Source organism: Geobacillus sp. ZGt-1 (genome assembly GCF_001026865.1).
GTDB lineage: Bacteria > Bacillota > Bacilli > Bacillales > Anoxybacillaceae > Geobacillus > Geobacillus thermoleovorans.
The window spans coordinates 36090-42193 of record NZ_LDPD01000008.1 but is presented as its reverse complement, the minus strand read 5'-3'; the positions used below and the strand labels follow the sequence as shown (position 1 = coordinate 42193).

Annotated in this window: 6 protein-coding genes and 2 pseudogenes; 1 reads left to right on the top strand and 7 read right to left on the bottom strand. The window is 37.9% G+C overall.

What is annotated here, in order from left to right; all coding sequences use genetic code 11:
- The 7 genes and pseudogenes from VU18_RS02395 to VU18_RS02370 all read right to left on the bottom strand — a co-directional run.
- Positions 1-1185, bottom strand: a 1185-nt coding sequence (locus VU18_RS02395) for a heavy metal translocating P-type ATPase (RefSeq protein ID WP_047757589.1), incomplete at its 3' end; no start/stop codon positions are given.
- Positions 1178-1546, bottom strand: a complete 369-nt coding sequence (locus tag VU18_RS02390; RefSeq protein WP_011230088.1) for a metalloregulator ArsR/SmtB family transcription factor — start codon at positions 1544-1546, stop codon at positions 1178-1180. The genes VU18_RS02390 and VU18_RS02395, both read right to left, overlap by 8 nt.
- Before the next feature lie 223 nt (positions 1547-1769).
- Positions 1770-1978: pseudogene (locus tag VU18_RS18845) on the bottom strand (divalent metal cation transporter); the annotation flags it as partial.
- A 1-nt stretch (position 1979) separates the two neighbouring features.
- Positions 1980-3121, bottom strand: a pseudogene (locus tag VU18_RS02385) (Nramp family divalent metal transporter); the annotation flags it as partial.
- 325 nt (positions 3122-3446) lie between these two features.
- Entirely contained in the window at positions 3447-4493 is a 1047-nt protein-coding gene (locus VU18_RS02380; RefSeq protein WP_011230086.1) for an NAD(P)/FAD-dependent oxidoreductase, read from the bottom strand.
- Positions 4494-4518: 25 nt separating this feature from the next.
- Positions 4519-5466: a cation diffusion facilitator family transporter gene (locus VU18_RS02375; protein WP_011230085.1), complete on the bottom strand. Its 948-nt coding sequence runs from the start codon at positions 5464-5466 to the stop codon at positions 4519-4521.
- A 14-nt stretch (positions 5467-5480) separates the two neighbouring features.
- Positions 5481-5789, bottom strand: coding sequence for a metalloregulator ArsR/SmtB family transcription factor (locus VU18_RS02370; RefSeq protein WP_011230084.1), 309 nt, complete (start codon positions 5787-5789; stop codon positions 5481-5483).
- A gap of 101 nt (positions 5790-5890) precedes the next feature.
- Between VU18_RS02370 and VU18_RS18840 the strand changes: the two genes are divergently transcribed.
- On the top strand, positions 5891-6104 hold a 214-nt coding region (locus VU18_RS18840), incomplete at its 3' end, for a hypothetical protein (protein ID WP_047757588.1).

Below are 6104 nucleotides of genomic sequence, written 5' to 3'. Positions count from 1 at the left end.
TCCTGCTTCCTCTAAATAAATACCACCTTTAATTAACACACCGTTTTTCGCTGCATTTCCAATGGCAGTTACAATCGAAACAGGCGTGGAAATAACCAACGCACACGGACAACCAACCACTAATACAGCTAGACCTCGATAAATCCATTCGCTCCAATCAGCACCCATAAATAATGGAGGAATAACGGCTAGTAAAAGAGCAAAAATGATAATGGCTGGTGTATAGTATTTGGCAAAACGATCTACAAACGCTTGAGAAGGTGCTCGTTCTGCTTGAGCTTCTTCCACTAAATGGATGATTTTCGAAAGAGTTGTATCTTCCACTCGTTTTGTAACTTTTACTTCCAATAACCCTTCTTCATTCAATGTTCCTGCAAAGACTTCATCACCGACTGTTTTGGTTACTGGAACACTTTCTCCCGTAATGGCAGCCTGATTTAGCGTAGATGTACCCTTGATGACGATTCCATCCATCGCTAATTTCTGACCAGGCTTTACGATCATAATATCTCCGACTTGAATATCGTCAACAGGGACCATCATTTCTTCATTTCCGCGACGAATTAATGCTTCTTTTGGAGCAATATCCATCAACGATTCAATGGATTGACGAGCTTTATCCATGGAATAACGCTCTAAGGCTTCGCTAATGGCGAATAGAATAACAACCGTTGCACCTTCTCCCCATTCACCAATCGCTGCAGCTCCTAAAATCGCCACTGTCATCAGCGTATTCATATCAAAATTCAATCGAACTAGGTTTTTGAAACCTTTTATAAATAACGAATATCCACCGATTAAAATTGCTGCAGCATATCCAATTGTCGCAAAGATATGCTCTTCTCCGTATTGCTTCCCTAAAAACCAACTGATCACAAGCAAAACGGCGGAAATATACACTTTAATGTTCTCTTTTTGCTTCCAAAAAGGTTCACGCTTGACTGCTTTTTCTTTATCTTCCCGAACCTTTAAGTTTTCAAAAGCTCCTGCTTTTTCTAATTCTTCGATGGTTGTTGTACCCCAAACGGTAATTTTAGATGCTCCAAAGTTTACTTTAGCATCTTGAACACCTGGCAATGATTTTACATTATTTTCAAACTTTGCAGCACAGTTTGCACAAGTAAATCCTTGAACACGGTAGGTTTTCGCTTCTGATTTAGATAATTTTGCTTGTTGTTCAGACACGGACTTTCACCTCTTTATCATGTGCTAACGCAATCATGATTAACTGCTTAATATGGTCATCATCCAGCGAATAAAATGCTAGCTTTCCTTCTTTTCGATACTTTACAATCCCTTGTTTATAAAGAGTCCGTAAATGATGGGAAGTGGTTGCAACAGAAGCCCCAATGATATTGGCAATATCACATACACATAACTCTTCATCTTGGCAAAGTGAATAGGCAATTTTTGCCCTATTTTCATCTGCCAGTGCTTTAAACAACAGGACAACACTGGATATATCTTCTTTTTGCAATTCCCCTTGTATTCGATTGACTTTTTCTTCGTCATAACAATAAATTTCACATGTATCTTTCTTACTCATTCATTATCCCCCTTTCATATTCAAATTTCCGTTTGAATATATTATACCTCATTTCTTTTATTATTCAAACATTTATTTGAATGAAAAACAAAAAAGAATTGGATGTAAAAAATCAACCTAATATTTACCAGGCATTTCATTTAATTAGCTACATCAAAAAATTCTATTAGCTAAAAACAATAAACCTCATTATCCGCAAAAAGATAATGAGGTTTACTATTTCTTAACCAAAGAATGTTTGGAACAATAAATATGCGTTTAAGCTGATAATCACCATCGCTACCATCCAAGCAAGAACTTTCAACCATAATGGATTTGCGAACTCGCCCATTTTCTTTTTATCGCTAGTGAATTGAACGAGAGGCACTACCGCGAAAGAGAGCTGTAAAGAAAGAATAACTTGGCTCAAAATAAGTAATTGAGCCGTTCCGCNTTCGCCATAAAGAGCAGTTACAACAACGGCTGGGACAATGGCAATCAATCGAGTGATCAGCCTTCTTAACCAAGCAGGAAGGCGAATGTTTAGAAAACCTTCCATCACAATTTGACCAGCTAAGGTTCCTGTTAATGTGGAGTTTTGACCAGAAGCCAACAAAGCAACTCCAAATAAAATACTTCCAAGTGTTGTTCCAAGCAGTGGAGCAAGCAAGTGATAAGCATCTTCAATCTCCGCAACATCTTTCATTCCTGCTTTATGGAATGTAGCAGCAGAAACAATAAGGATAGATGCATTAATAAATAAAGCGAAAAAGAGTGCAATGGTTGAATCCCAAGTGGCATATTTGATCGCTTGTCGTTTACCCGAGCTGGTTTGTTCGTATTGACGTGTCTGCACAATGGAAGAATGCAGATAAAGATTATGAGGCATTACGGTTGCACCTAAAATACCGATTGCAATATAGAGCATGGATGGATTGTTAATAATCTCTGGGCTTGGAACAAATCCCTTCAATATGCCACCTACATCTGGCTTAGAAAGAAAGATTTCAGTCACAAAGCAAGCACCAATGGTTAGAATTAAAACAATTACCAACGTTTCAATATAACGAAACCCTTTATTCTGTAATAGCAATACGACCAGTACATCCAGAGCTGTAATAATCACTCCATATATTAACGGAATGCCAAACAACAATTTCAAAGCGATTGCCGAACCGATCACTTCGGCTAGATCACAAGCTGCGATTGCCAACTCGCATAAAACCCATAAGATCATTGCTACAGGCTTGCTGTAATGGTCGCGACAAGCTTGGCTAAATCCCTTCCCGTTACAATTCCCAACTTGCCAGCCAATGCTTGAAGCAATATTGCCATTAAATTGGAAAGCAAAATAACGGAAAGCAACGTGTATCCGAACTGGGAACCTCCTGCGATATCAGTCGCCCAGTTTCCCGGGTCCATATACCCCACGGCAACTAAGTATCCTGGTCCAGCAAACGCAAGAAACTTTTTCATCCAAGAACCCGTTTTTGGTATACGCAAACTTCTATATACTTCGGGCAATGTTGGTTGTGTCCGTTTCTTTCTCCAACCTTCCTCAACGACTAACGGCAGTTTTTTTATATTTTCACTCATGATGATCACCTCATGATTGGTTTTCGCTAAATATTTTGCATTAAGGAAACTTTTGGGGTAAAAAAATTTGCTCCTACAACTTAGAATTAGATATATGTAAGAGCAAAGAAAATGTTGCCTAAATAAATTGTACATCAGAAACTTTTTTAGTCAATGGAAACTTTTATCGTTTGTTAGTTTAAGATCGCTAAAATATTGAACAAGGTACTGACCTTGTTCAAACCATTTAATGATATTTGAAGCTTATGTTTGAATGAATACTCTCCCACTTACGCTAAGCTTAGAAGGGCTATAAAAAGTTCTAACCACAACATTGCAAGCACCTTCAATGGTTTAAAATATCATTTATCAAATACTCTGCATCGGCACCCACTCCTCCAATAAGAGCAGATCCCCTTCGATACTGCCACGGCAATCCCAAGAAGTACAATCCTTTCACAGAAGTTACCCCTCTTTGGTGAATGGGCTTTCCTCTATGGTCTAAAACATTCGGAATTTGAATCCAACTGTAATCAGAATAAAATCCAGTTGCCCAAATGACATTTTGAACTTGAATTTGACTGTTATCTGCAAAAGAAATAACATCTCCTAAAATACTTTCTGTTCTGGGTTTAATTTTAATTTTGCCTTCTTGTATTAAATGTTTCAGTTCTTTACCGAAAATAGGGTCACTTTGCTTACTGATAAACTGACCTAACGAGCTGTTGATATGGACATTTAATAAACCTAATTTTTTAAACCACCAGAAAATACTTTTACCCATTATTTCAAGTGGAAAGAACTTCATTTTATGACCTACAGATAAATAAACTTCTCTGTCTTCGGACAATTCAACAGCAATTTGTGCCCCTGAATTTCCCGCACCGACTACCAAAACAGAGCCTTCTTGTAATTGAGATGGATTCAAATAACGGGATGTATGCACTTGATACACTTTATCGGATAAGCTTTCTGCAAATGGTGGAATGTATGGCTTTTGGAAAGGACCCGTTGCTACAACCACTTTCTCTGCCACATAATTACCATTATTGGTTGTAACTTTAAAAATCTCATCTTCTTTTTGAAGGGAAATGACTTCTGTGTTCAGATGAATAGGTAATTCAAATTTTTGAGCATAATCCTCTAAATAATCGGCAATTTCATCCTTGGTTGGATATCCGTTCGGGTCACCCTTTAAAGCCATTCCTGGCAAAGAACTGAACCAGCGAGGAGTAAAAAGAACTAAGGAATCATATCGGTTTCTCCAAACATCTCCGATTCGATTTTCCTTGCCAACAATGGCAAACAATATATTATTTTGTTTCAGATAATATCCCATCGCTAGTCCTGCCTGACTAGCACCGATAACCAGAACATCAACGATGTGTTGCATTTTATCACCTCTCTTCTGAAAAGGATTAAACTTTCATTTCCCCGTGATGGATTTGAGAGGTTTCAATTTGAATGGTTGCATGCTGAATTTTAAAGTGGTCCTCAATAAAATGGATCGCTTCTTGTAAAACCTTTTGGCTGTCTTGATGATCTTCAATCAAAATATGGCAACTTAATGAGTCTAACCCTGAAGTAATTGTCCAAATATGAAGGTCGTGAACGTTAATCACTCCTTCAATACTTTCTAAGGCTTTTTTCACTTCATTTTGGTCAATGGTAATTGGCGTTCCTTCCATCAAAATGTGAACCGTATGTTTAATCACTCCCCAAGCGCCTTTCAAGATTAATAAGGCAACCAAAATGGAAATAATGGGGTCAGCGACATACCAACTAAAGAGCCACATGACAAGCCCAGCGATGATAGCACCTACGGAACCCAAAGCGTCACCGATCACATGAAGATAGGCACTACGCAGATTGACATTATTTTTTACATCCCCTTTTTTCATTAACGCCCAGGCACTTAAAAGATTGGCAAAAAGTCCAATGGACGCAATCAGCATCATAGAGCCGCTAGCCACGGTTGGAGGATTGTAAAAACGTTCAATTGCTTCCCAAATAATAAATCCAGCGATAACAAACAAGGTAACTCCATTAAACAAAGCGGCTAAGATTTCAAAACGATAAAAGCCATACGTTTTATTGGGGGAAGCTGGTTTGGTGGCAAACCAAATTGCCACTAAGCTAAGAACAAGTGAACTAGCATCACTAAGCATATGACCAGAGTCAGAAAGAAGGGCTAGGCTGTTTGTGATTAAACCTCCGAAAAACTCTAACAACATAATTCCAGCGGTAATGAGAAGGGCAATTGTAAGCCCTTTTTTATTTCCTTCTCTACTGTGATCATGGTGATGTCCGTGGTGATGGTGATGACCATGGTGGTCGTGAGAATGATGGTGGTGATGATGATGCATGATAAAATACCTCCTTAATGATGTTCAGAATGGTCAATGGCTTGTTTTAATAATGAAATAACATGTTCGTCATCGCAGGAGTAAAACAGTGTTTTTCCTTCACGGCGATACTTAACCAGTCTCAGATTTCGTAACATACTAAGTTGATGGGAAACGGCTGATTGAGACATTTCCAACACTTCTGCAATGTGATTGACATTGCACTCTTCTTGCGATAACAAATAAAGAATTTTGATTCGTGTTGGATCGGCTAATACCTTAAATATTCGCGATACATTTTCAATGGTTTCAGATTTTAAGAAAGAATGGTCTTCCATCTTCATGATGATTCCCCTCACTTTATTTATTATATATGAGCATATGTTCATATGTATGTATCATATTTTATATTCATTTTTTTGTCAAGTTTAGGAAATGTTTTTTCATGAAAATGGGTTATTTAGCTCATAATGAATGGAAGGAGGATGATGACAACCGTTCAGGTGGAAAAATCGGACTTGCAACATGGCGATTTAAGGGTATAAAAAGGACAGCAGTGAGCTGTCCTTTCGAATATCAGCACATCTTTTGTAAATTCTTCTTCAAGTTCCCGTATGACGTTATCCTCAAGTTTTTTACAGAAAAAACAAGTAAAATGA